The following is a 25,434-nucleotide window of genomic DNA, read 5'->3' as shown; positions in this document are numbered from 1 at the left end:
TAGGAAGTAGTTAACTTGAACTTCTCGTGGACGCCATCATCTCAGGATGATGGAAGCAACCGACATGAGATCGTTGTCGCGCGACGCGCGGCACGAAAGGCGCGTGCAGGTCATTCGACTGCGCAAGGCGGGCCAGACCTACGACGAGATCGCGGCGCAGACTGGGTTGAGCCGCACGGGTGTGTTCGACATCTGCAAGCGTCACGATGTGGCAGGGGCCAAGGCTTTGCGCGACGCGCCCAGCGGGCGTCGCAGCGGCGACGGCCGGCTGCTCGACGCGGCGCAGGAAGCTTTGGTGCGCAAGCTCATTACCGACAAGACGCCTGACCAGTTGAAGATGCCCTACGCGCTGTGGACGCGCGCGGCGGTGTCGCAGCTCATCGAGCAGCGCTTTGGCATTCGCCTGCCGGTGCGCACGATGGGGCTGTACCTGGCGCGCTGGGGCTTCACGCCGCAAAAGCCGATGAAGAAGGCCTACGAGCAATCACCCGCCGCAGTCCGGAAGTGGCTCGACGAGGACTACCCGGTCATTGCCGCTCGTGCCAAGGCCGAGGGCGCCGAGATTCACTGGGGCGACGAGAGCGGCCTGCGCAGCGACGACGTGCGCGGGCGCGGCTTCGCCCCGAAAGGCCAGACGCCTGTGATCCGGGTCAACAGCAAGCGCCACGGCCTGTCGGTGATCTCCACCGTGACCAACAAGGGCCAGATGCGCTGGCGCATCTTCGACGGCGCGCTCAATACGAACATCCTGATCGACTTCCTGCGCCGGCTGATCAAGGGGGCGAGCAAGAAGCTGTTCCTGATCCTGGACAACCTGCGGGTACACCACGCCAAGCCCGTCAAGGCGTGGCTGGCCGAGCACGCCGATGCGATCGAGGTGTTCTACCTGCCCAGCTACAGCCCCGAACTCAACCCCGACGAAATGGCCAACGCCGACATCAAGCAAGCCGTCACGACGCTGGCGCCAGCGCGCACAAAGCTGCAACTGGTCAAGGCCACCGCACGCCACCTTCGCAGCGTGCAGCGCCAGCCTGAGCGGATTCGCAAATACTTCGAGCATGGGCCGGTTCGCTATGCGGCTTGATTCAAGTTGGTTGATGCCGGATCAATAACGAAGCGATTGAACGCTTACCAACGCCCGGCAAACCGCCGAACACCACCAGCGTCGGTGCGGTTATTGCGGCCAAAGCGAGCGGATCGCCGCAATGCCCTGCGCACCATGCGAGCGCGCCTCGCGCACATCTTCAATCTGCATGCCGCCAAGCGCGTAGATCGGCAGCGAGACCTGTTCACGCAAGGTTTCGAAACCGCCCCATCCGAGAGGTGTGGCGCCCGGGTGCGATGCGGTGGCCTGCACCGGCCCCAACACCGCGAAGTCGCAGCCGATCCGTTGCGCGTGGCGCAAGTCGTCCAAGCCATGACAGGAAGCAGCCACCAGCTGTTCTGCGGGCAGCGGGCGTTCCTGCAGACCGGCCAACTGCTCCGACCCCAGATGCACGCCGACCCCCAGTTCCGCAGCCAGCGCGATATCGCGATTGAGCAGCAGCTGCGCGCGGGTGCGTCCACGTAAGCGCATGACCTGCTGCAGCAGCGCCTGCCACTGCGCAGGTGCTGTCTGTCGCGCGCGCAGCTGGATCCGCGTGATCCCATTCTGCAATGCGCGCTCCAGGCCTTCCAGCCAGCGTGCGTCGTCCTCCGGTTCGGGGGTGATCAGGTAATGGTCGGGCTGGCGCAGCGCACCCACCACCGGCACATCGGCCGGCGGCATCGAATAGCGCGCCAGCTTGTCTGCCGCCACCCAGGTCATGGCCTGGCCTTCGCGCCCACGTGGGCTGCCTTTCCAGGCGGTGATGTGACGCACTTCCAGACGCAGCCGCTTGTCCGGATACAGCTGCGGCACATCCATGAGCCAGTCCCCGACCTGCGCCTCGATGCCAAGCTCTTCGTTGAGCTCGCGCACCAGCGCTTGTTCGGACGTTTCGCCGGGCTCACGCTTGCCACCCGGGAATTCCCACAGGCCAGGCATGTCGCGGGTTTCTGTACGACGGGTCAGCAAGATGCGCCCGCGGGGGTCGGTGATCACGCCGGCAACGACGTGAATGGATCGAAGAGAATCAGGCATGGACGCAAGAGTGCCGCGAGTGAGCGGTTCAGCGCAATCGCTTGAGGGCTGGGATTCGTGATTCGTGAGTAGGGATTGGTAACAGCTGGTGCACTACAGGCGTTAGCCAATCCCGCATCACGAATCCCCCAATCCCGGCTTCACAACGGCTGCCCGATTCGCCACAGCACGCCGCTGGGATCGTGCAAGGTGAAATCGCGCGCGCCCCACGGCCGGTCTTCCGGAGCGCTGACGCTCGCACCGAACTGCGCATCCAAACCAATGTCGTGCACGTGCTGCCACCAAGCGTCGGCATCGTCCACCCACAGATGCAGCATCAGGTTCTCGGCCAACTCGCGCACGTAAAAATCCTGCAGCAAGAACGCGCACTGCGCGCCATGCCGGAAACAGGTCACATTGCCCACCTCGTCTTCCTGCACGAATCCCAGCGCGCGATAGAACCGCTGCGACACTGCGTAATCGCGCGCAGGCACGAAGACCTTCAGTTGTTGGCTGGACAGCTGCGACATGACCGCACTCCAAGCAGGACGTGCAATGAGCATACGCCCCGCAATCGCACAGACGCAGCAGCGCGATGCACGGCGGCACAGGTAACGCATCAAGAATCTACGACTGCGTAGCTGCAGCTCACGCTCACTGGAATAGGCGCCTTGAACGCGCGCTCCCAGCGTTGATGTCGTGGTGTCCCAACGAATGCCGACCGACTCGACCAGCGACACTCTTAGCAGGAACTTGGCCCAACGCAAGCGAGATCAGCAGGCAGGGCCTTGCACCCAACCTCCAACATTCAACTCCCGCTTTTCAGACAATTTCCACTTCTCAAAAGCCCCACCAACTCTCCGTCAGCACAGCCCCCTTGGTAAGGAGGCGCGCCAACGGCGCGGGGATCGGAAGAGTACCGTGCACCCAACGTCCGCAACGCGGACGCTGGGTGAGCAGCCCGCAAAGCGGGCTGCTCCACGGTCAACTCAGCTCAGCTGAGTTGACCGTGGCAGTGCTTGTACTTCTTGCCGCTGCCGCAGGGGCAAGGATCGTTGCGGCCGACCTTTGGCTCGTCGCGGGTGACCTGCGAGACCGGGACCGGCGCGTTGCCGCTCTGCACCTGCGCGGCTTCCTCGTCAGTGCCGTAGCCACCCACATCCTGGTGCTGGAATTGCGAGGCCATCAAGCGCGCCTGCGCATGGAGACGTTCCTGCTCTTCCAGTTCGGCCACTTCTTCTTCGCTGCGGATGCGCACACGCGCCAGCAGATGGATCACTTCACGCTTGACGTTCTCCAGCATCTCGGAGAACAGCTCGAACGCTTCTTTTTTATATTCCTGCTTGGGCTGCTTCTGTGCGTAACCGCGCAGATAGATGCCCTGGCGCAGGTAATCCATCTTGGCCAGGTGCTCCTTCCAGCCCTGGTCGAGCACGGTCAGCATCACGTGCTTTTCCAACGCGCGCATGGTGTCGTTGCCCACGGCCGCTTCCTTCTCGGCGAAGTGCGCATCCACTGCTGCCTGCACCTTGGCGGCAATCTGCTCGGCATCAATCTCTTCTTGCGTGCGCACCATGTCGGTCAGCGACAAGGTCACGCCCAGCTCGGACTCCAGCGTAGCTTCCAGGCCCTTCACGTCCCACTGTTCGTCCACCGAATTGGGCGGCACGAAGCGTGCAACCAGATCATAGATCACATCGCCGCGAATCCCGTCGACGTTGTCCTTGACCGACTCGGCGTCCAGCAATTCATCGCGCTGGGCGTAGATCACCTTGCGCTGATCGTTGTTGACGTCGTCGAAATCCAGCAGGTTCTTGCGGATGTCGAAGTTATGCGCTTCCACCTTGCGCTGCGCCTTTTCGATCTGCCGGCTGACCAGGCGATCTTCGATGACGTCGTCTTCCTTCATGCCCATCATGCGCATCGCCTTCTGGACCCAGTCCGAGGCGAAGATGCGCATCAGATTGTCTTCCAGCGACAGATAGAAGCGCGACGAACCCGGGTCGCCCTGACGACCGGCACGGCCGCGCAGCTGGTTGTCGATACGCCGCGATTCGTGGCGTTCGGTACCGATGATGTGCAGGCCGCCGGCCGCCTTGACCGCGTCATGACGACGCTGCCAGTCGGTCTTGATCTTGAAGCGCGCGTCTTCGGTGGCGTCTTCGCCGAGGGCGTGATACTCCGATTCCAACGAACCGCCCAGCACGATGTCGGTACCGCGACCGGCCATATTGGTGGCGATGGTTACCGCGCCCGGTTGGCCGGCGTTGGCCACGATGGTGGCTTCGCGCTCGTGCTGCTTGGCGTTGAGCACTTCGTGCTTCACCCCGGCTTTGCGCAGATGCTCGGACAGCATTTCCGAGGTCTCGATCGAGGTCGTCCCCACCAACACCGGCTGACCGCGCTTGGCACAGTCTTCGATGTCGGCCAGCACCGCGTTGAACTTGCCCTTGCGGTTGAGGAACACCTGGTCCGGATGGTCCTTGCGCACGGTCGGGCGGTTGGTCGGGATCACCACCACTTCCAGGCCGTAGATGCTCTGGAATTCGTAGGCTTCGGTGTCGGCCGTACCGGTCATGCCGGACAGCTTCTTGTACATGCGGAACAGGTTCTGGAAGGTGATGCTGGCCAGCGTCTGGTTTTCGCGCTGCACCGGCACGCCTTCCTTCGCTTCGACCGCCTGATGCAGACCGTCGGACCAGCGCCGCCCGGACAGCGTACGGCCGGTGAATTCGTCCACGATCACCACTTCGCCATCGCGCACGATGTAATCCACATCGCGCTGATAGATCGCATGCGCACGCAGCGCCGCGTTGAGGTGATGCACCACGCTCAGGTTCTGCGCGGCATACAGGCCGTCTTCGGCGTTTTCCAGGATGCCGGCCTGCAGCAGCAGTTCTTCGGCGTGGCCCATGCCCGCCTCCGACAGATGCACCTGCTTGCCCTTCTCGTCGACCCAGAAATCGCCTTCGCCTTCTTCGCTTTCCTGCTTGGTCAGCTGCGGCACGATGCGGTTGACGCGGATGTACAGCTCCGGCGACTCGTCGGCCGGGCCGGAGATGATCAGCGGGGTGCGCGCTTCGTCGATCAGGATCGAGTCCACTTCGTCGACGATCGCGTAATGCAGAGTACGCTGGTAGCGGTCGGCGCGCGACAGCGCCATGTTGTCGCGCAGGTAGTCGAAGCCGAATTCGTTATTGGTGCCGTAGGTGATGTCGCTGCCGTAGGCCTCGCGCTTGTCGCTGTGCGGCATGCCCGGATACACCACGCCTACGCTCAGGCCCAGCCAGTTGTACAACTTGCCCATCTGCGCGGCGTCGCGGCGCGCCAGGTAGTCGTTGACCGTGACCACGTGCACGCCCTCGCCCTGCAGCGCGTTGAGGTACACCGGCAGCGTGGCCACCAGGGTCTTGCCTTCGCCGGTGCGCATCTCAGCGATCTTGCCCAGGTGCAACACCATGCCGCCGATCAGCTGCACATCGTAATGGCGCATGCCGAGCACGCGGCGGCTGGCCTCGCGGCACACCGCAAAGGCTTCGGGAAGAATCTTGTCCAGGGACTCACCGGCGGCAAGCCGCTGCTTGAACTCCGGGGTCTTGGCTTGCAGCTCGGCGTCAGAGAGCTTCTCGATCGTCGGCTCCAGCGCATTGATCTGGGTGACGAGGCGGGTGAGCTGGCGCAGCTGGCGTTCGTTACGACTGCCAAAGACACGGGTAAGCAGACTGTTGATCATTGAAGAAACCGGTTGAAAAGGAACGGTTTGACCGACGCCGGTCCCCACAGACCCGACCGCCGTAAACGAAACAGGGCGCACTGCGCCCTGTCGATGGCAACACCCTATTGTAGCTTGGGGCGGGCCTTCACGAATCAAGCGCGGCCCGCGCCTTCGTCAACCGCGCCCTTGACGTCCCACCGGCGTGGTTTCACCCAGGAATTTGCGCGGATTGACCACGCGCCCGTCCGCCCAGACCTCGAAATGCACGTGTGCGGCGGTAGAACGGCCGCTGGAGCCGGCACGCGCCACCTGCTGGCCGGCACGCACCAGATCGCCCACCTTCACCACCAGACGCGAGTTGTGCGCATAGCGGGTCACATAGCCATTGCCGTGATCCACTTCCACCACATTGCCGTAGCCGCCACGCACACCGGCGTAGCTGACCACGCCATCGGCAACCGACATCACCGGGTCGCCCACGTTGGCGTGGAAGTCCACACCCTTGTGGAAGGCCGAACCACCGTCGAACGGGTCGGCGCGACCGCCGAAGCCGGAGGTGATGTAGGTGTTGCGGATCGGCATCCGCGAAGGCACCGCGTTCTGCTCGAGCTGATGATCGAACATCAGCGAGGCCAGGACGTCCAGTTGCTGGCCGGAGGCGGAGAACTGCTGCTCCACTTGCCCGAGCGTCTCCTTCAGCTCTTTCACCGGCATGTCGCTGACCGGCTCATCGCCGCCACCGACGCCGACAGGCTCATCGAAGTCGAACTCGCCGTCCTTCAACTTGCCCATCTCGGTGAGGCGCTCGCCCAATGCATTGAGGCGGGTCGCCTGCGCCTGCAGCTCGCCCAGACGGGCGGCCAGCGCATTGACCTGCGCCTGTGAGGCGCGCTGCGCCTGGGCCAGCTCGGCCTGCTGTTGCGCAACCTTGGCCTGCAGCGCGGAATTGGTCACCATGCCGGTGGCGGTGCTTGCACCAACGCCGATCAGCATGCCCAGGCCCAGTACCGCACCAAGCACCACCATCGGCCGATCTGCTGCAACGTCCTGGAACTGCCGGGCCGCACGCTGCGCCCGGGTCTGCCGGGATTTGATGACAAATTTTTTCAACGCCATATGAGTGTCATGTCCAAGCCCAAGTCCAACGCACACACCCCTTCCACTCCACAACCGGCCATCGAGGCCGCGTTGGGGGAAAAGGCTGGCGACCCCTTGCGCCGAGCCTTGTGGCTCGATGCACTGGACCGGCAGTTGCGCTCCCTGTTACCACCTCATCTGGCCACCCGTTGCCGGTTAGCCAATGTCCGAGGCAAACAGCTCGTTTTTCTGGTGGATTCGCCGGTCTGGCATGCCAAGGTGCGACTTGCCGAAACCCAAATCCTGGATGCCGCCCGATCCATCGGACTGGAGGCCACCGCAGTGACCGTCAAGACCGCAACCGCGCCGCTGCATTCCCCAACGCAGCAGAACCGCGACCGTCCTAAACCCGTGTCAGAGGCGACGCACAAAGGTTTGCGCGACGCGTTGGCTTCCTTGCAGGACGTCTTACCGACGAAGCGGTAAGGTCTTCACCGCTCATCCAGAGCGGCCGCCAGTGCGTGAGAGCGTTGCGAAGAGCTCACACGGCCCGACGCATCCTAGCGGGCATGTCGGCCGCAGGAGTTAGGGAATTATTAGATAAATGTTAAGAATGAACAAAAAATACAACTTGATTCACACTTTCTGTGCCAACTAGGGCATTCCCTGACACTACGCGTAGACAGGGCTGGCGTAGGTGACCGGCGGCTGCTCGGTGCCTTCCGGGAAGCTCACCCATTCCCAGGCGGCCTGGTCGGCCAACAACGCACGCACCAGTTTGTTGTTGAGGGCGTGGCCGGATTTGAAGCCTTCGTAAGCACCCAGGATGGCGCCGCCAGCCAGATACAGATCGCCAATGGCGTCCAGAATCTTGTGCCGCACGAATTCGTTGGTGTAGCGCAGGCCGTCTTCGTTGAGCACACGGAACTCGTCCAGCACGATGGCGTTGTCCATTGAACCGCCCAGGCCCAGATTGCGCTCGCGCATGTACTCGAGGTCGCGCATGAAACCGAAGGTGCGCGCGCGCGAAATTTCCGTGACGTACGCCGACGTGGAGAAATCGATTTCCTGGCGCGACTGCTTGGCCGGGATCATCGGGTGATTGAATTCGATGGTGAAACCAAGCTTGTAGCCCTCGTAGGGCTCAAAGCGCGCCACCTTGTCGCCGTCGCGCACTTCCACGGTCTGCTTGATCCGGATGAAGCGCTTGGGCTTGCTCTGTTCGACGATACCTGCCGACTGCAGCAGGAACACGAACGGGCCGGACGAACCATCCATGATGGGCAACTCGGCCGAGGACAGTTCGACGATGACATTGTCCACACCCAAGCCCGCCAATGCGGACATCAGATGTTCGACGGTCTGGATCTTGGCACCGTTGCAGCTCAGGCCGGTGCACAACGTGGTTTCGGTGACCAGCTCGGCATCGGCGGGGACTTCGACGATCGGTTCCAGGTCCACACGTCGGAACACCACGCCATGATCGACCGGAGCCGGTCGTAGCGTCATATACACCTTGTCGCCGCTATGCAGGCCGACGCCGGTGGCGCGAATGGTGTTCTTGAGCGTGCGTTGCTGGGTCATATGCGAAGTCTGGCTGAACAATGCAGACAGACGCTGAATCGACTGCCTGGCCCGCTGAGATTATCAGTATTTTAACAAGTCGCGCGTGACGGAAACTGTCATCACCCGGTCACGCTGTTACAAAAGCTGCCGGATCGGCACCGATCCGGCAGAAATGACATGGCATGGCAATGCACCCCGAAGCGGACTCCGGGGCAAGACGGGCTGCGTCACCGTAGCGACGCGGCCGACGCTCCTTAGTCGGCCTGGCGGCGCAGGAACGCCGGAATATCCAGATAATCGTTGGGCAGGTCAGCCGCCGGCGCCGAGGAGCCGCCGCTGGTGTGGTTGCCGCTGCTGCTGCCAGCCGAGTCGCTGCTCGGACGACGCAGGCCCAGGCCCATGCTGCCGCCGACGGCCTTGGACACCGCGTCGCCGCTGTTGGTGTCGAAGTCGCCGAATTCCGGCTGCCCGGTGGTGGCATTGCGCACCAACTTGATCGGCGCACGCTGATCCGGACGCTGGGGCTGCCGCGCAACCGCACGGTTCAGGCCGGTGGCCACCACGGTCACGCGCACTTCGTCCTGCATGTCCGGGTCGAGCACGGTACCGACGACCACGGTGGCATCTTCCGAGGCGAAGGCTTCGATGGTGCGGCCGATCTCGTCGAACTCGGACATGGTGAAGTCCGGGCCGGCGGTGATGTTGACCAGGATGCCGTTGGCGCCGGCCAGGTTCACATCGTCCAGCAGCGGGTTCTGGATGGCGGCTTCGGCAGCGGCCTGCGCGCGATCGTCGCCGCGTGCCGAACCGGTGCCCATCATGGCCAGACCCATTTCCGACATCACGGTGCGCACGTCGGCGAAGTCGACGTTGATCAGGCCCGGACGCACGATCAGATCGGCGATGCCCTGCACCGCGCCCTGCAGCACGTCGTTGGCAGCGCGGAACGCCTGGATCATGGTGGCGTTGCGGCCCAGCACGGTGATCAGCTTTTCATTGGGGATGGTGATCAGCGAATCGCAATGCTGGCTCAACTCTTCGATGCCCTTCAGCGCCACCTGCATGCGGCGACGGCCTTCGAACGGAAACGGCTTGGTGACCACGGCCACGGTCAGGATGCCCATCTCCTTGGCCAGCTGTGCGACCACCGGTGCGGCGCCGGTGCCGGTCCCGCCACCCATGCCGGCGGTGATGAAGACCATGTCCGCACCCTGCAGCGCGTCCATGATGCGCTCGCGATCTTCCAGCGCGGCCTGGCGGCCGACTTCCGGATTGGCGCCTGCGCCCAGGCCCTTGGTGACGTTGGTGCCAAGCTGCAGCTGCAACTTGGCGCCGCAATTCTTGATCGCTTGCGAGTCGGTGTTGGCGGTGATGAATTCCACGCCATCGACGTTGGTGTTGACCATGTGCGCGACGGCATTGCCGCCGCCACCGCCCACGCCCACAACCTTGATGACTGCGTTGGGAGCCATTTTTTCAATCAGTTCGAAATGTGCCATGTCAGTGTCCTCTTGAGCCGGGAGTGAGAAGTGGGGAGAGGGGAGTCGCAAACGCGCTGGTCCCTGCCCTACTCCGCATCACGGCGAGTGTTGTTGTTTGAAAGTCGGGTCTCGGTTGCGTGGCCATTGATGCGCTGTTGCGCTCAACGACTCACCACACCTGCTCCTCGACGCAATGCCTGCAAAAAAATTTTACCGCCTACCTGCTCGCCGCTCTCTACTTCATCTTCGCAACCGCCGCCGCTTTGCCTTTCGCTCTTGCTCTTGCCAATCCCGAATTCAAACTCCCGAATCTCGGCCCGTCAGAATTCGCCGCGATACCAATTCTTCAATTTCTTGAACAAGCTTCCCGCGCGTCCGGTCGGGATCGACGGGCGACGCGGATGTTCGATCTGGCTGCCCATCAGCAACAGGCCGACGCCCGAGGCATGCACCGGGTTGCCGACGACTTCGCCCAAGCCCGTGACGTGCTGCGGAATGCCTACGCGCACCGGCATTTGCAGCATTTCCTCGGCCAGTTCCACCACGCCTTCCATCTTCGAGGCGCCGCCGGTGAGCACCATGCCGGCGCGCACCATTTCTTCGAAGCCGGAGCGGCGCAGTTCGGCCTGCACCATCTCGAAGATTTCTTCGTAACGGCCCTGCACCGCCTGCGCGAGTGCATGGCGGGGCATGCGGCGCGGCGGGCGATCGCCCACCGATGGCACCTGGATGCTCTCTTCGGCGGTGGCCAGCTGCGCCAGCGCACAGGCGTAGCGGACCTTGATCTGCTCGGCTTCCGGCGTGGGCGTGCGCAGCATGTGCGCGATGTCGTTGGTGACGTGGTCGCCGGCAATCGGCAAGGAAGCGGTATGGCAGATCGCGCCCTGCACGTACACCGCCAGATCGGTGGTGCCGGCGCCGATGTCCACCAGCACCACGCCGAGCTCGCGTTCGTCGGCGGTCAGCACTGCGACCGACGATGCCAGCGACGACAGCACCAGATCGTCGACATGCAGGCCGCACTTCTGCACGCACTTGGTGATGTTGGCGGCGGCCGACTGCGCGCACACCACCAGATGCGCTTGCACCTCCAGGCGCACGCCGGTCATGCCGACCGGGTTACGGATGCCTTCCTGCGAATCGTCCAGCACGTACTCGCGCGGGATCGCATGCAGGATGCGCTGATCGGCAGGAATGGCCACCGCCTTGGCGGCATCGAGCACACGCTCCAGATCGCTCCAGGTCACTTCGCCGTCGCGGATCGGCACGATGCCGGGCGAATTCTTGCACTGCACGTGGTTGCCGGAAATCGAGGCATACACCGAGCGGATCTCGCAGCCAGCCATCAGTTCGGCTTCCTCCACCGCACGCTGGATCGACTGCACGGTGGATTCGATGTCCACCACCACACCGCGCTTGAGACCGCGCGATTCATGCGAACCGATGCCGATCACTTCGATCGGATTGCCGGGCGAGTATTCGCCGACCAGCGCAACGACCTTGGAAGTGCCGATGTCCAGTCCAACGATGAGGGATTTGTCGCCTTTGCGATTCATGTCTTAAAGCCGGGAGTCGGGAGTCGGGAGTCGGGAGTCGTGAAACGCGGATGGACCAGGGCAACCCGAGAGGATGCCGCGCGATGCCGAGGCGTCGATTTTTCCAATCCCGAATCCCCACTCTCCACCGCCCGCCTTTCAACGGTAAATCCATTGGTGTAGCGAAGGTCGGCGCGGGAGATCGGGCGCTGCGGATCGGCCAGCTGCGGCAGCATGCGTGCGAAGCGCTGCAGACGGGCGCGCGCATCGTCGCGGCCGACCACGATCTGCACGCCATTGCTCAGACCCAGCGACCAGCTGCCGCGCGCGTCCATTTCAAGACGCTCCACATCCAGCCCGGTCGGTGCGAACAAGGCGCGCGATTCGTTGTATAGCGCCACCACATCCTGGGTTTTGCTGTCCGGCCCACCCAGCTGCGGCAACTTGAAATCCTTCAACAGCGGCGGGGTGCGAAACAGCCGGCCCTGCTCGGACAGCATGCGGTCGGTGCCCCAGCGCGCAAACGGCTTGTGCTCGGTCACGTGCACTTCCAGCACGTCCGGCCAGCGCTTGCGCACCTGCGCACTTTCCACCCACGGCAAGCGCGCGATGGCGTCCTGCGCCTGCTGCAGTTTCACCGCAAAAAAACCGGCACGCGCATACGGCAACACCACCGCACGCAACTCTTCGGCCGGCACGCGCTTGAAGTCGCCGGACACGCGCAACTTGGCCAACGGCCAACGCTCGGCACCGACCCAGCCATTGAGCACAGCCACCACCGGCAGCGCGACCAACGCCAGCGCGAGCAACCAGGCCAGGATGCGCAGGGTGGCGTTCATGGGCGCGCTCCGCACACGGGATTCGGCATTGGAGATTGGGGGTTGGTCACGGCAGCAGCCACAGCAAAGGCGCGCATGGCACCGCCGTTCACCAATCCCGAATGCCGAATCCCCAATCCCGTCATCACAGCGTCTTCTCCAGCACGCGCCAGACCAGTTCTTCGAAATCGATGCCGAGCTGGCGGGCGGCCTTGGGCACCAGCGAGTGGCTGGTCATGCCGGGAGCGGTGTTCACTTCGAGCAGATACAGCTGGCCGCTGCTGCCATCGCGCATCACGTCCACGCGGCCCCAGCCACGGCAGCCGGCAGCGCGGAACGCATCGAGCGCAAGTTGGCGGATCTGCGCTTCGGGCTCGCCTTCCAGGCCCGGGCACAGATACTGCGTGTCTTCGGCGATGTACTTGGCGTTGTAGTCGTACCACTGGCCCTTGGGCACGATGCGGATGGACGGCAACGCGGTGTCGCCGAGCACCGCAACGGTCAGTTCGTCGCCTTCGATCAACTGCTCCATCAACAGCGCACCGTCGTAGCGGGCAGCCAGGGTCACTGCGTCTTCGAGCTGTGCCTGGTCGAACACGCGGCTGACGCCAACGCTTGAGCCTTCATTGGCCGGCTTGACGATGACCGGTAAACCGAGCTGTTGTGCCGCGACATGAATGTCCGCGGCGCTGGCGCCAGCAGCCAACCGCGCGTAACGCGGTGTCGACAGGCCCAGCGACAGCCACACCTGTTTGGTACGGATCTTGTCCATGCTCAACGCCGAGCCAAGCACATCCGAGCCGGTATACGGCACGCCGAAAGCTTCCATCAGGCCCTGCACGATGCCGTCTTCGCCGCCGCCGTTATGGCCGTGCAGCACATTGAACACGCGATCAAACTGCTGCGCGACCAACGCCTTGGCCAGTGCCGCAATGCCATCGACCGGCTGCGCATCGACGCCGCGCGCACGCAGCGCTTCCAGCACATTGCTGCCGGAGTTCAAGGACACCTCGCGCTCGGACGAAGTGCCGCCGAGCAACACGGCGACGCGGCCAAAGATGGCCGGATCGCTGGTGCGGGCATTGGCGATGACCGCGCTCATGCCGGCTCTCCGACAAACCCGTTGTTGATGATGTGCTGTGCCACATAACCGATATCGCCGGCGCCCATCATCAACAGCAGGTCACCGTCTTGCAGCACGTCCGGCAACACTTCGGCAAGGCTGGCGATCTGGCCGACGACCACCGGTTCGCTGCGGCCGCGCGCACGGATGGCGCGCGCTAGTGCACGCGAATCGGCGCCCGGAATCGGCGCTTCGCCTGCCGGGTAGACCTCGCTCAACACCAATGCGTCGACCGTGCTGAGCACCGCGGCGAAGGCGTCGAACTGATCGCGGGTGCGGCTATAGCGGTGTGGCTGGAATGCGACGACCAGGCGCTTGTCCGGCCAGCCACCACGCGCCGCAGCGAACACGGCTTCGAGCTCGCGTGGATGGTGGCCGTAATCGTCGACCACGCGCACGCGCGCGCCGGTGCTGGTGGTGACTTCGCCCAGATCGTTGAAACGACGGCCGATGCCGGCGAAGTTTTCCAGCGCGCGTGCAATGGTGCCCGGAGCCACGCCGAGCTGCCAGCCGATTGCGGCAGCCGCCAGTGCATTGAGCACGTTGTGACGCCCCGGCAGCGCCAATGTCACTGGCGTGGTGGTGCCTTCCGGCAGACGCAGCGTGAAGCGCATGCGCGGACCGTCCTGCACCACATCTTCGGCGCGCACGTCGGCGTTTTCGCTCATGCCGTAGCTCATCACGTGGCGCGGCGTCCTGCCGGCCAGCGCAGCGACTTCCGGGTCGTCGATGCACAGCAGTGACAGGCCATAGAACGGCAGGCGCTGCAGGAATTCGGCGAATGCGGCCTGGATACGCGCGAAATCGTTGCCGTAATTTTCCAGGTGATCCGCATCGATGTTGGTGATGACGGCCATCAACGGATTCAGGCGCAGGAAGCTGCCATCGCTCTCGTCGGCCTCGGCGACCAGCCATTGGCCGCCACCGAGTTTTGCGTTGGCGCCTGCGGCCAGCAGCTGGCCGCCGATGACGAACGTCGGGTCCAACCCGCCTTCGCTCAGCACCGCTGCAGCCAGGCTGGTGGTGGTGGTCTTGCCATGCGTGCCGGCCACCGCGATGCCGCGGCGGAAGCGCATCAACTCGGCCAGCATCGCGGCACGCGGCATTATCGGAATGCGCTGGCTGCGCGCTTCCATCAGCTCGGGGTTGTCATCGCGAATGGCGCTGGAGACCACCACGCAATCGGTGCCCAACACATTGGCGGCCGAGTGGCCGCGCATCACGCGCGCACCCAGCTTGGCCAAGCGACGCGTGGCCACGTTATCCGAGTTATCCGAGCCGGAGACTTCATAGCCCAGCGTCAACATCACCTCGGCAATGCCGCTCATGCCGGTGCCGCCGATGCCGACGAAATGCACGCGCGGAAACGCGCGCACCAGATCGCCACTGTCCTGCAGACGGCGGATCAAGCTGCACCCCCTGCGAAGGTGCCGGGAGTGAGGATGGCCAGCCTGTGGCTGTCGAAGAGCGAGCGGCATTGGAGATTGGCAACGGCGGCGGTCGATCGCCCCGAAAATTGACCATCAACGGAGTTCTGCATGCTGTCCTGCTTGTGCTGTTGCTCTTTACCAATCCCGAATCCCGCTCGCTCTTCGACAGCCGGAGGCTGGCGATCCCCAGTCCCGGCCTCCTGAAGAATGATGTCGGCGATGCGCTCGGCGGCGTCCGGCTTGGCCAGGGTGCGTGCGGCGTTGGCCATCGACAGGCGACGGGCCGGGTCGGTGAGCAACGTCTGCAACACCTGCTGCAAGCGCACTGCCAGGCTGTCGTCCTGCTTGAGCAGCACGGCGGCGTCGGCCCCAACCAGATATTCGGCATTGCGGGTTTGATGGTCGTCCACGGCGGCGGCAAACGGCACCAGCACGCTGCCGACACCGGCGGCGCACAGCTCTGCAAGCGTGGAAGCCCCGGCACGGCACACCACCAGATCGGCCCACGCATAGGCCGCAGCCATGTCGGCGATAAAGGGTTCGACGCTGGCGTTGACGCTGGCCTGTGCATACGCCACCTCGGCTTCGGCGCGCAGCTTTTCGCCGCACTGATGGCGAACCTCGACATCCGGATGACCGAGTGCGGCCAGCGCTGTCGGCACCGCCTGATTCAACACGCGCGCGCCCTGGCTTCCGCCCAGCACCAAGACGCATACCGGGCCGGTGCGACCGACCAAACGGTCAGCCGGCGCAGGCAGTGCAGCGATTTCTGCACGCACTGGGTTGCCTACCGCTTCTTCGCCAGCAAAGCTGCCCGGAAAGCCGGTCAGCACGCGGCGCGCGAAACGCGACAACACCTTGTTTGTCATGCCAGGTGCGCGATTCTGTTCGTGCACCAGCAACGGCGCACCGAGCAAGCGCGCAGCCAGCCCGCCCGGACCGGCAGCAAAGCCGCCAAAACTGATCACCGCACGCGGCTGGCGCTTGCGCAGCACAAAGCCTGCGGCGCGCACTGCGCGCATTACCCGCAGCGGCGCGCCGAGCAACTTCACCATGCCTTTGCCGCGCAGGCCGGTGATGGCCAGCGTATCGATGGGAATGTCGTGCTGCGGCACCAGGCGGGTTTCCATCGCGCCATCGGCACCCAGCCAGGTCACCGGCACGCCGCGCGCGCGCAGCACCTTGGCCACGGCCAGTCCCGGGAAAATATGCCCACCGGTGCCGCCGGCCAGAATCATCACCGGCTGAATACGCGCAGATGGATGTGCGGGCGTTTGCGAGAGATGCGCATAAACGCTCACGCAATCCTCCCAAACGTCGGTTCCACACGCGGTTGCATGCGGCTGGTGCCGCGCAGGATGGCCGATGCCGGTGCTACATGGGCGGCAACCGGGGCGGCGGCAGGTGCGGGCGCAGCGGCAGTGTCGCGTTGCGGCTTGCGCGCAGGCGCGTAGGCCGGCGGTACCGCATCGACCACCGGCTCGGCTGGCTCACCTGGCGAGATGGCCGCGCCCTGCGGAGACAACTTGCTGCGCAGGCGCTCGGCGCGATCGGCCTCGTAGGACACCCGCAGCAGCACACCCATCGCAAGACAGGTCATCAGCACCGATGAACCGCCTGACGAAATCAGCGGCAGGGTCAGCCCCTTGGTCGGCAGGATGCCCAGGTTGACGCCGATCGACACGAAGCTCTGCATTGCGATCCACAGGCCGATGCCGAAGGCGATGTAGCCGGAGAAATGCCGCTTCATTTCCACGCAGCGCATGCCCAGCCAGAAGGCGCGACCGACCAGCAGCGCGTACAACCCGATCACGCCGCACACACCCACAAAGCCCAGTTCCTCGGCGATCACCGAAAAGATGAAGTCGGTGTGCGATTCGGGCAGATAGTTGAGCTTCTGTACCGAGGCGCCCAGGCCTACGCCGGTCCACTGACCGCGACCGATGGCCATCAGGGCGTTGGACAGTTGGTAGCCCGAGCCCAACTGATCCACCCACGGGTCCATGAAGGAGGTCACGCGCCGCATGCGGTACGGCTCGAAGATCACCAATGCCACCAATGCCGGCAGCAACAGCAGGATCGGCAGGATGATGCGCCCGATCGGCGCACCGCCCAGCACAAGCATGCAGGCGGTCACGCTCAGCAGCAGCATCGAGGAGCCGAAGTCCGGCTGCAGCAGCAACAGGCCGACCAAGAGGCCGACCACGAACACCGGTTTGAGCATCGCCTGCCAGGTCGCGTTGACCTCGTCGCGGAAACGCACCAGATAGCTCGCAAGCCAGATGATGTAGAACACTTTCACCGATTCGACCACCTGAAACCGCGACACGCCCAGGTTGATCCAGCGCTTGGCGCCATTGACGGTGCTGCCCAGGCCAGGCACGAACACCACGACGAGCAGCACAAAGCAGGCCAGCAACAGCATCTGGTTATGCTGTTCGATGGTCTTGAGCTCGGTGCGCATTGCCCAGAACGCCAGCGCGATGCCGCCCCCCAGGAACAGCAAGTGGCGGGTCAGGTAGTAGAACGGGCTGGCTTCCAGCTCGATCGAGCTGGACGCCACCATCACCACGCCCAGCGAGGCGAGCGTGACCGCGGCCCCGAGCAGCCACGGATCGTAGCGGCCGCCGATGGCGTCCAGTCGTGTGGCCTGGCGGGACATGTCGTTCATCAGCGCACCTTCAACGTGGCAAGGCCGATCAGCACCAGCACCACCGAAATGATCCAGAAACGCACGATCACGCGCGGCTCCGGCCAACCCTTGAGTTCGAAATGGTGGTGGATCGGCGCCATGCGGAACACGCGCTTGCCGGTCAGCTTGAAGCTGGCCACCTGGATGATCACCGACAGCGTTTCGATCACGAACACGCCGCCCATGATCACCAGCACCATTTCCTGACGCACGATCACCGCGATGGTGCCGAGCACCGCGCCCAGCGACAGCGCGCCGATGTCGCCCATGAACACCATTGCAGGGTAGGTGTTGAACCAGAGAAAGCCCAACCCTGCCCCGGCGATCGCCGAGCAGATGATGATCAGCTCGCCAGCGCCGGGAATCAGCGGGATTTTCAGGTATTCGGCAAACACCACGTTGCCCGACGCATACGCGAACACCCCCAGCGCGCAGGCCACCAGCACGGTCGGCATGATGGCCAAACCATCCAGGCCGTCGGTGAGGTTCACTGCATTGGAGAAACCCACGATCCAGAAGTAGGCGATCACCACGAAGCTCACGCCGACCAGCGGCAGCGCGATGGACTTGAACATCGGGATGTAAAACGTGATCGCCGCCGGGACGTCGGCGGTGTAGTACAGGAACAAGCCGGCCGCCAGGCCGAAGATCGACTGCAGCAGATACTTCCAGCGCGATTTCAACCCATTCGGGTCGCGACGCACGATCTTGATCCAGTCGTCGTACCAGCCGATCGCACCGAAGCAGATCATCACCGCCAGCACCAACCACACATAGCGATTACGCAGGTCGCCCCACAGCAGCACCGACAAGGTGACGGTGAGCAGGATCAGCGAGCCGCCCATGGTCGGCGTGCCGGCCTTGGAAAAATGCGTCTGCGGGCCGTCCTGGCGGATCGGCTGGCCGCCCTTGAACTGGGCGAGCTTGCGGATCACCGCAGGGCCCATCCACAACGACAGGAACAGCGCGGTCAACGCAGCCAAAATGCCGCGGAAGGTCAAATAGTTGAACAGCCCGAACAGGCTCTCCAGTTGCTGCAGCCAACGGGCCAGCTCAAGCAGCATGGGATGCGCCCTCCGCCGATGCGAGCAGCGCGGTGACGACGCGGTCCATCGCGCTGCCGCGCGAACCCTTCACCAGGATCGTGATGGAGGCGGCACCTGAAAGAGCGGCCGTGGACGGCGATTTCTGTTGGTGAATCACTGCATGTTCCTGCGTATTTCCCGATGCGTGTTGCTGTGTGCTTGTTTCCCGGCTGGCGGTATCGACCAGATCTGCCTGCAAGGCGTCGATCAACTCGCCGTGTGTGGCGAACACGCGGCCGCCGTCGCCAAATGCCTGCGCCGCGGCGGCGCTGAGCTCGCCCAGCGCGTACAGCCGCTGCAGCTTGGCCGCGCGTGCGCGACGTCCGGCAGCGGCATGCAATGCGAGGCCTTCGGCGCCGAGTTCGCGCATGTCGCCGAGCACCAGCCAGCCTTCGCCGGGTGCGGCGGCCAACGCATCGATGGCCGCATCCAGCGAGCCAGGGTTGGCGTTGTAGCTGTCGTCGATCAGCACCGCGCCACTCGGTAAGGTCTGCGCGATTTGCCGACCGGCCACCGGATGCGCCTGCGCCAGACCGGCCGCGATCACCGGCAAGGCGATGCCGGCACCAAGTGCCAGACCGGTTGCCGCCAAGGCGTTGAGCACGTTGTGGCGTCAGATCGTCCCTCCGACTGAGCCTGACTGAGGCAATAGCTCCATCAACCATGCGAGCTCCTCTTCGTTGAATGCCGGGAAATCATCCGCTGCCCCTGCGAAGGGGGCCGCATCTTGTTCCCACATCACGGTGCTGGACGCTGCCAGGTCGGCAGCGATGGGCGTACCAGGATCCGGGAGGCCGCCCCCGATCCTGGTACGCGGGCGTTTTACCCTCCAGCTGAGGGGCAAATGCAGCGCATCGTGCTGTTCGGGAACGCGCACCTCGAAAGATTGCTGTGTGGAGGGGCCGGTGACAGCACGATCCGATCGGGACCGTTTACGGCTGCTTGCCCGCGTCTGATCTCCCTCGTGCATTGGGCTGGGCGCATCAAGGTCACGCTCCAGCGAATCGGCGAATGCATGCAAAGACGCCTGATCCGGCGTTTGAGCTGAAGTAGGGGACGGTTTGGCCCTTTTCATCCCTGATGCCTGGAGGATACGGTCCCAACGCTGCGAGGCTGGGGGGAGTGTTCCGCAGCGGGCTTCGAATTCGGTGACGCCCACTCTGCGAAAGAGCTGTACCAACCCGTGCCTGCTCATCCCGAACTGCGTCATGGCGTCATCGAATGCTTGCGCTGGGTGGGAGTGGCTCTGGAAAAAACCAAGCACGCGCACCACGTGCGCGAGGTCGGCAACGCGATGGGACGTGCGTTCGGGGAGGTCGGCAACGCGATGGGACGTGCGTTCGGGAATGCGGCGATTGATTCTTTTGATCAATTCCGGCGCGTGCGGCAATCCCTTTTTCACTGCATCCAGGGCAGGACGTCCGCCGAGGCAGGCCAAGGCGACGAGGTGGTCGTTGGTCAACGCGGCCAACGCCGGATCAGGGCGAGATAACTGGGCAACAATGCTCTCCAGCGCCTGCTTGCCGCCGCCATTGCTGGCGATGGCCACCACCTGGTCCGGGGTCAGGCCATGGTCCTGGCACAGCACCGGCAACAGCCGCTGCACCGTCTCCAGCGCCTGCTTGCCGCCAATATTGCTGGCGATGGCCACCACCTGGTCCGGGGTCAGGCCATGGTCCTGGCACAGCACCGGCAACAGCCGCTGCACCGTCTCCAGCGCCTGCTTGCCGCCGTTATTGTTGGCGATGGCCACCACCTGGGCCGGGGTCAGGCCATGGTCCTGGCACAGCACCGGCAACAGCCGCTGCACCGTCTCCAGCGCCTGCTTGCCGCCAATATTGCTGGCGATGGCCACCACCTGGTCCGGGGTCAGGCCATGGTCCTGGCACAGCACCGGCAACAGCCGCTGCACCGTCTCCAGCGCCTGCTTGCCGCCGTTATTGTTGGCGATGGCCACCACCTGGTCCGGGGTCAGGCCATGGTCCTGGCACAGCACCGGCAACAGCCGCTGCACCGTCTCCAGCGCCTGCTTGCCGCCAATATTGCTGGCGATGGCCACCACCTGGTCCGGGGTCAGGCCATGGTCCTGGCACAGCACCGGCAACAGCCGCTGCACCGTCTCCAGCGCCTGCTTGCCGCCAATATTGCTGGCGATGGCCACCACCTGGTCCGGGGTCAGGCCATGGTCCTGGCACAGCACCGGCAACAGCCGCTGCACCGTCTCCAGCGCCTGCTTGCCGCCATCGTGGCTGGCGATGGCCACCACCTGGTCCGGGGTCAGGCCATGGTCCTGGCACAGCACCGGCAACAGCCGCTGCACCGTCTCCAGCGCCTGCTTGCCGCCGCTACTGCTGGCGATGGCCACGACCTGGTCCGGGGTCAGGCCATGGTCCTGGCACAGCACCGGCAACAGCCGCTGCACCGTCTCCAGCGCCTGCTTGCCGCCGCCATTGCTGGCGATGGCCACCACCTGGTCCGGGGTCAGGCCATGGTCCTGGCACAGCACCGGCAACAGCCGCTGCACCGTCTCCAGCGCCTGCTTGCCGCCACTATTGCTGGCGATGGCCACCACTTGGGCCGGGGTCAGGCCATGGTCCTGGCACAGCACCGGCAACAGCCGCTGCACCGTCTCCAGCGCCTGCTTGCCGCCATCGTGGCTGGCGATGGCCACCACTTGGTCTGGGGTCAGGCCATGGGCCTGGCACAGCACCGGCAACAGCCGCTGCACCGTCTCCAGCGCCTGCTTGCCGCCGTTATTGCTGGCGATGGCCACCACTTGGGCCGGGGTCAGGCCATGGTCCTGGCACAGCACCGGCAACAGCCGCTGCACCGTCTCCAGCGCCTGCTTGCCGCCATCGTGGCTGGCGATGGCCACCACTTGGTCTGGGGTCAGGCCATGGGCCTGGCACAGCACCGGCAACAGCCGCTGCACCGTCTCCAGCGCCTGCTTGCCGCCACTATTGCTGGCGATGGCCACCACCTGGTCCGGGGTCAGGCCATGGTCCTGGCACAGCACCGGCAACAGCCGCTGCACCGTCTCCAGCGCCTGCTTGCCGCCAATATTGCTGGCGATGGCCACCACCTGGTCCGGGATCAGGCCATGGTCCTGGCACAGCACCGGCAACAGCCGCTGCACCGTCTCCAGCGCCTGCTTGCCGCCAATATTGCTGGCGATGGCCACCACCTGGTCCGGGGTCAGGCCATGGTCCTGGCACAGCACCGGCAACAGCCGCTGCACCGTCTCCAGCGCCTGCTTGCCGCCGCCATGGCTGGCGATGGCCACCACCTGGTCCGGGGTCAGGCCATGGTCCTGGCACAGCACCGGCAACAGCCGCTGCACCGTCTCCAGCGCCTGCTTGCCGCCAATATTGCTGGCGATGGCCACCACCTGGTCCGGGGTCAGGCCATGGGCCTGGCACAGCACCGGCAACAGCCGTTGCACCGTCTCCAGCGCCTGCTTGCCGCCATTGCTGGCGATGGCCACGACCTGGTCCGGGGTTAGGCCATGGTCCTGGCACAGCACCGGCAACAGCCGCTGCACCGTCTCCAGCGCCTGCTTGCCGCCAATATTGCTGGCGATGGCCACCACTTGGTCCGGGGTCAGGTTCAGGGGGGCACCCGTCAGTGCATTGCGCCATGCATGCACTGCCTCCACTGCGGTCACGCCTCCACGTTTTGCAATCTTGAGAAGTTGGCCTGTGTCCAACTGTAACGGCGGACCTCTCAACTCCCTCGCCTCCGTGAGCAAGGCCTCCAGGGCGCGTGCGCCGGACCACTGTTTGCCGACGCCAACGATGTCTTCGTGTGTCGCCTCTGGCAACGCCCTGATTATGTCCTGATACGTGACAGCAACGGTCCCTAACGCTGCCGGGTGTTGGCTGAGCGCAACGATGTGCGCGTGTGTAAACCCATGGCCCACCAGTGCCTCGTGGTGCTGCGCCACTGTCGAACGCACCTTCGGTTTGATCTTCTCTTGCTGCTGCTGACTGTAGCCGAGCGTGCGTAGATCCACCTGCGCGGCCGGCGAAGCGTCGGAGGGTTGCGCCGCACGCCGTCGCGGGGCCGGCTTGGCGCGCGGCGGCCGCGCGGCAGTGACAGCGACACGCACGGTGGGTGGCGGGTCATCGGCTGCACGCAGACCCGATTGCACCTCATCGCACTCTGCTGGGGCAGCCGCTGTATGCGGCGTGCCGACGGCAGGCATCGAATCAAGAAGCGATGTATCAAGAAGCGACGGATCGAACTGACGGAGCAGATCGCTGAAGCTGCCCGCCGAGAACGCAGGCGAGGGCGCAGGGGGAGATGGCAGCCGGGTCCGGGACATCGTCCGCCGAGCGGGCAAGCCATCCAGGGGGCCGCCAGCAGGCGGAGCCCCCCCCCGATCTGCAGTCGGCTGAACCCTATCCGGTTGGGGTCCGGGCAGAAGCTCGCGGGCAGGACTTGGCGTGCGCGAACGAATGGGATCCATGCCCGGCAACGGCAGTGCAACCTGCGCTTCGCCCTGCGGGGTCACCAAGGTGAACTGCGCAGCGCCAGCCTGCAGTTGCAGCTCACGCGCCGTGATATCGGCACCGATCTGCAAGCCGTAGCGCACGATGCAACGTCCCTGCGCCGGCTGCGCCTGCAACTGCTGCTCGAACCACATGCCAAAAGCGTCATCGGCATTGATCACGGCCACGCCATCGGCGGGCAGCGCGGCGTAGATGGCGCCCTTGGTCTGTGCAACGCCGAGCAAGCTGCCCAGGCGTTCCAGATGGGCGGGCGCGATGTTGTTGACCAGCGCGACATGCGGCTGCGCGATATCGGTCAGATAGGCAATATCGCCCGGCTTGCCTGCACCCATTTCGTAGATCGCAAAGTCCGCATCGTCAGGCGCGGCAATCACGGCCAGCGGCAAACCGATCTCGTTGTTGCGGTTGCCCGGCGTGGCGTACACGGTCGTGCCCTCCACGCGCCCGGCTTCCTGCAGGATCGACAGCAGCAGCGCCTTGACGCTGGTCTTGCCGTTGGAACCGGTCAACGCGAGCACGCGCGTGACGCGGTCGCGCTGCATACTGGCAGCAATCCGCGCCAGTGCCAGCTCGGTATCTTTCACCACCACCTGCGGTACGCTCAGCGCCGGCAGCAGGCGCTCCACCAGCAATCCGCTGGCCCCACGCGCGACGGCGTCGGCGGCAAAGTCATGTCCATCGAAACGCTCGCCGCGCAGCGCGCTATACAGGCTGCCATTGGCGAGCGTGCGGGTGTCGTTGCCGACCGCATCGATCATGGCGTCGTCGCCATGCAGTTCGCCGCCGGCCCAATGCGCAATCAATGACAGTGGGGTGAGCTTCATGGGCGCACTCCCAACACGGTGCGCGGCAGCAGCGCCTGCGCCGCCACGATGGCGTCGTCGAAGGCATGCCGCACGCCGGCAACTTCTTGGTATGGCTCGTGTCCCTTGCCGGCGATCAACACGATGTCGGACGCGCTGGCCATGGCGATGGCCTGATGGATCGCTGCGGCGCGGTCGCGCTGTACGATGGCGGCATCCGGGCGCGCGAAGCCGCGCAGGATATCGGCCACAATCGCATCGCCATCTTCGCCACGCGGGTTGTCGTCGGTGACGATTGCCACATCGGCGTTGAGTTCTGCAATCGCCGCCATCTGCGGGCGTTTGCCGGTGTCACGTTCACCACCGCAGCCGAACACGCAGATCAGCCGGTCCTGCGCATGCGAACGCAGGCTGCTCAATGCCTGTTCCAGCGCATCCGGGGTGTGTGCGTAATCGACCACCACCAATGGTGCGCCATGTGCGCCACCGAGACGGTTCATGCGGCCATGGATCGGCTGCAACTGACCGAGCACGGTGGCGATCTGCGCGGGTGCGATGTCCAGCGCCCACAACGCGCCGGCCACGGCCAGCAGGTTGTCCACGTTGAAGCGGCCCAGCAACGGCGAATGCACCGGATGCACTTCGCCCTGGATATTCAGGGCGAAGTTGATGCCGTTGTGGTCCAGCTGCAATGCCTGCGCGCTCACGCTGGCATCGGCATGTGCGCGCGAGCTCACGCCGATCGCGCGCAGCACGGGATCGCGCGAAGCGAACAGCGTGCGGCCGAAGCCATCGTCCAGATTCACCACGGCGGCTTTCAAGCCAGGGCGGGTGAACAGCTTGGCCTTCGCGGCGCCGTATTGCGCCATCTCGCCGTGGTAATCGAGATGATCGCGGGTGAGATTGGTGAACACCGCGACGTCGAAATGCACCGCATCCACGCGGCCCTGATCGAGCGCGTGCGAGCTGACCTCCATCGCCACCGCCTGCGCGCCCTCATCGCGCAACTGCGCCAGCAACGCATGCGTGGGCAGCACCAGCGGCGTGGTGAAACCGGTCGACACGGCCGCACCATACAGACCGACGCCAAGGGTGCCGAGCGTGCCGGTGGGCGTACCGAGCAGCGTCAGCGCCTGCGCCAGCAACTGTACGGTGGAGGTCTTGCCATTGGTGCCAGTGACGCCGACCATGCGCATTGCATGCGACGGCCGGCCATGAAATTGATCGGCCATCACGCCAAGGCGCGCGCGCAAACCGGGCACGGCAATCGCATCGACGGGGACCGGCAGACCGTCCGGAGCCGGCGGCTCGAACAACACCGCTGTTGCGCCATTGGCGCGCGCTTGTTCGACAAAGCCCAGGCCATGCGCACCGAAGCCGGCGATCGCCACGAACGCATCGCCCGGAGCAACGGTACGGCTATCCATCACCAGACCGGAGACCTGCACGTCGTGCGGCAGCGCCACGTCCGGCAGCAACTGCGAAAGCGCCATGGAA

15 protein-coding genes and 3 pseudogenes are annotated in these 25,434 nt (G+C 64.7%); 2 read left to right on the top strand and 16 right to left on the bottom strand.

What is annotated here, in order from left to right:
- Nucleotides 1-49 precede the first annotated feature (49 nt).
- Entirely contained in the window at nucleotides 50-1,084 is a 1,035-nt protein-coding gene (locus WJW29_RS08045; protein ID WP_011407587.1) for an IS630 family transposase, read from the top strand.
- A gap of 90 nt (nucleotides 1,085-1,174) precedes the next feature.
- Here WJW29_RS08045 and WJW29_RS08040 read toward each other — a convergent pair whose 3' ends face one another.
- The 4 genes from WJW29_RS08040 to WJW29_RS08025 form a co-directional block, all read right to left on the bottom strand.
- Nucleotides 1,175-2,122, bottom strand: a complete 948-nt coding sequence (locus tag WJW29_RS08040; protein WP_011260220.1) for a Nudix family hydrolase — start codon at nucleotides 2,120-2,122, stop codon at nucleotides 1,175-1,177.
- Nucleotides 2,123-2,262: 140 nt separating this feature from the next.
- Nucleotides 2,263-2,631, bottom strand: coding sequence for a VOC family protein (locus WJW29_RS08035; protein ID WP_011409371.1), 369 nt, complete (start codon nucleotides 2,629-2,631; stop codon nucleotides 2,263-2,265).
- 464 nt (nucleotides 2,632-3,095) lie between these two features.
- The gene (secA, locus tag WJW29_RS08030; protein WP_011260222.1) at nucleotides 3,096-5,834 is read right to left on the bottom strand and encodes a preprotein translocase subunit SecA; all 2,739 of its coding nucleotides are present in this window, start codon (nucleotides 5,832-5,834) and stop codon (nucleotides 3,096-3,098) included.
- Nucleotides 5,835-5,990: 156 nt separating this feature from the next.
- Entirely contained in the window at nucleotides 5,991-6,932 is a 942-nt protein-coding gene (locus tag WJW29_RS08025; RefSeq protein WP_011409372.1) for a M23 family metallopeptidase, read from the bottom strand.
- On the opposite strand from WJW29_RS08025, the gene WJW29_RS08020 reads away from it, so the two are divergent.
- Nucleotides 6,933-7,379 carry a DUF721 domain-containing protein gene (locus WJW29_RS08020; RefSeq protein ID WP_011260224.1) on the top strand — a complete coding sequence of 149 codons (447 nt, stop codon included), beginning with the start codon at nucleotides 6,933-6,935 and terminating at the stop codon, nucleotides 7,377-7,379.
- A gap of 186 nt (nucleotides 7,380-7,565) precedes the next feature.
- Here WJW29_RS08020 and lpxC read toward each other — a convergent pair whose 3' ends face one another.
- From lpxC to WJW29_RS07960, 12 genes and pseudogenes are all read right to left on the bottom strand, one after another.
- Entirely contained in the window at nucleotides 7,566-8,477 is a 912-nt protein-coding gene (gene lpxC / locus WJW29_RS08015) for a UDP-3-O-acyl-N-acetylglucosamine deacetylase (protein ID WP_011260225.1), read from the bottom strand.
- A 236-nt stretch (nucleotides 8,478-8,713) separates the two neighbouring features.
- Nucleotides 8,714-9,958 (bottom strand): cell division protein FtsZ, encoded by a 1,245-nt coding sequence (ftsZ, locus tag WJW29_RS08010; protein WP_011260226.1) that lies wholly within the window; start codon nucleotides 9,956-9,958, stop codon nucleotides 8,714-8,716.
- Nucleotides 9,959-10,260: 302 nt separating this feature from the next.
- Entirely contained in the window at nucleotides 10,261-11,496 is a 1,236-nt protein-coding gene (ftsA, locus tag WJW29_RS08005; RefSeq protein WP_011260227.1) for a cell division protein FtsA, read from the bottom strand.
- A 98-nt stretch (nucleotides 11,497-11,594) separates the two neighbouring features.
- Nucleotides 11,595-12,314 (bottom strand): annotated as a pseudogene (locus WJW29_RS08000) (cell division protein FtsQ/DivIB); the annotation flags it as partial.
- Nucleotides 12,315-12,438: 124 nt separating this feature from the next.
- Nucleotides 12,439-13,395, bottom strand: a complete 957-nt coding sequence (locus tag WJW29_RS07995; protein WP_011260228.1) for a D-alanine--D-alanine ligase — start codon at nucleotides 13,393-13,395, stop codon at nucleotides 12,439-12,441.
- A complete protein-coding gene (gene murC / locus WJW29_RS07990; RefSeq protein ID WP_011409375.1) occupies nucleotides 13,392-14,825 on the bottom strand; it encodes a UDP-N-acetylmuramate--L-alanine ligase in 1,434 nt (477 codons plus the stop codon). The genes WJW29_RS07995 and murC overlap by 4 nt, the downstream gene beginning before the upstream one ends.
- Before the next feature lie 203 nt (nucleotides 14,826-15,028).
- Nucleotides 15,029-16,147, bottom strand: a pseudogene (gene murG, locus WJW29_RS07985) (undecaprenyldiphospho-muramoylpentapeptide beta-N-acetylglucosaminyltransferase); the annotation flags it as partial.
- Nucleotides 16,144-17,517, bottom strand: coding sequence for a putative lipid II flippase FtsW (gene ftsW, locus WJW29_RS07980; RefSeq protein WP_011409377.1), 1,374 nt, complete (start codon nucleotides 17,515-17,517; stop codon nucleotides 16,144-16,146). The gene ftsW and the pseudogene murG, both read right to left, overlap by 4 nt.
- On the bottom strand, nucleotides 17,517-18,602 hold the full coding sequence (gene mraY / locus WJW29_RS07975) for a phospho-N-acetylmuramoyl-pentapeptide-transferase (RefSeq protein ID WP_011260232.1): 1,086 nt from the start codon (nucleotides 18,600-18,602) through the stop codon (nucleotides 17,517-17,519). Before mraY ends, ftsW begins: the two co-directional genes overlap by 1 nt.
- Nucleotides 18,592-19,236 (bottom strand): annotated as a pseudogene (locus WJW29_RS07970) (cyanophycin synthetase); the annotation flags it as partial. The pseudogene WJW29_RS07970 and the gene mraY, both read right to left, overlap by 11 nt.
- Complete coding sequence (gene avrBs3 / locus WJW29_RS07965) at nucleotides 19,237-23,958, bottom strand: type III secretion system effector avirulence protein AvrBs3 (protein ID WP_341899352.1); 4,722 nt, start codon at nucleotides 23,956-23,958, stop codon at nucleotides 19,237-19,239. It abuts the pseudogene before it with no gap.
- Nucleotides 23,955-25,430 carry a UDP-N-acetylmuramoyl-L-alanyl-D-glutamate--2,6-diaminopimelate ligase gene (locus tag WJW29_RS07960; protein ID WP_080494019.1) on the bottom strand — a complete coding sequence of 492 codons (1,476 nt, stop codon included), beginning with the start codon at nucleotides 25,428-25,430 and terminating at the stop codon, nucleotides 23,955-23,957. The genes avrBs3 and WJW29_RS07960 overlap by 4 nt, the downstream gene beginning before the upstream one ends.
- Nucleotides 25,431-25,434 lie beyond the last annotated feature (4 nt).

The sequence above is a fragment of the Xanthomonas sp. JL1 genome (genome assembly GCF_038405005.1).
This window is presented reverse-complemented; position numbering and strand designations above follow the sequence as displayed.